This window comes from Leptospira soteropolitanensis, from assembly GCF_026151655.1.
Classification (GTDB): domain Bacteria; phylum Spirochaetota; class Leptospiria; order Leptospirales; family Leptospiraceae; genus Leptospira_A; species Leptospira_A soteropolitanensis.
In genome coordinates, this window is record NZ_JAMQPN010000060.1 from 1 (window position 1) to 1,242 (window position 1,242).

Genomic DNA, 1,242 nt, shown 5'->3' on the forward strand with positions numbered 1-1,242 from the left:
GCTAATCGACGTTTCTCGTAGCTGAGCCTGCAACGCAGGCGTTAGCGTCGGCGCGTCTTCTTGCGGAGCGAGAAGCGTGACGGAGAGGAATGTGGCGCAGCCCAAGCGAGGCCGGCAGTGCCGAAGCGCAGCGATTTGCCGCTGTTATGCGAAGTCAGGTTTCTTTAAGAATATTCTTTCTTGTGTTGGTATATTTTACTTCATCAAAATTGAAGGAGACCTCTTTTACTTTATACAATTTTGAAGAATTATCAATTATACAGATTTGATCTCCAAATAAAGCTATGTTTTGTCCTTTTGAAACTGAACTATGATAATAAATTCCTGAGAATCCCATATTTCGACTGATGTCTGCAATTGTTTGGGTTAATAAATATAGATCTTGTTTTTCCGGTATAATCGGTGTATTGATAAAATTTTGTAGATGTTTAAGAAAGGTAAAAGTTTCTAAAGTTTTTTTAGAATTACAAAAAAGGTATAGTGGAATTTTGGTCAAATCGATTACTTCAATGTCTTCTTTTAAAAGGAACTTTGCCACGGAGATGTAATGTCCGGGATGAGGTCGAACTTCCGCAACAGCAGTCAAATCATTTGTTGCACCGTAGAAAATTGGAATGTTTTCTTCGTTAAACTTTCCGTTCGATGCGTATTTTGCAGGTGGTCTATCTATTTCTTTCCCAGAATATGGTATTTTTATTTTGTATTTTTGACTAATGTTTTTTTCCTCATAACCTATTCTAGCTCGAGAAAATACTGCTTCTTTTTTTATTATTTTTTTTAGAATATGTAGTTCATCGGATAAATTGCTTCGAAGTATTTTTGTAATCTTTTGATATTTTTTTTCATTATAGTAAGATAGAAGCTTCTCCCAATCGATAGAAAATTCTTTTAATGGTTGCGAATATATGGCTTTTACATTTTCTCTTTCCGGAAATTCTTCATTCATGAATATCGGAATTTCGTTATCTCTTCGATCGATCCCGAATAATTCGGAGATAGGTTTATCTGTCCATTTACCAAAATATTTTTTGGTGAAATAGTTATTCGCTTTTTTGGCAAATCCAGTATGTGGTAGAATCGGATTTTCCTTCTGCAAATTATAAATTAATCGATCGTAATTTTCTACTTCATATTCGGAGTATTCAAATCTAATGATCGAACGTGTTAGATTTTGAAGATGTAAATTTTTTGAAAATTTGATCGATTGTTCAGTTTTTCCACAAACGACACATTTTTTTAATT

1 protein-coding gene is annotated in these 1,242 nt (G+C 34.0%); it reads right to left on the reverse strand.

Annotated elements, in window-relative coordinates:
• Nucleotides 1-154: 154 nt before the first annotated feature.
• Nucleotides 155-1,242, reverse strand: a 1,088-nt coding sequence (locus ND811_RS19280; protein WP_265365560.1) for an RES family NAD+ phosphorylase, incomplete at its 5' end; no start/stop codon positions are given.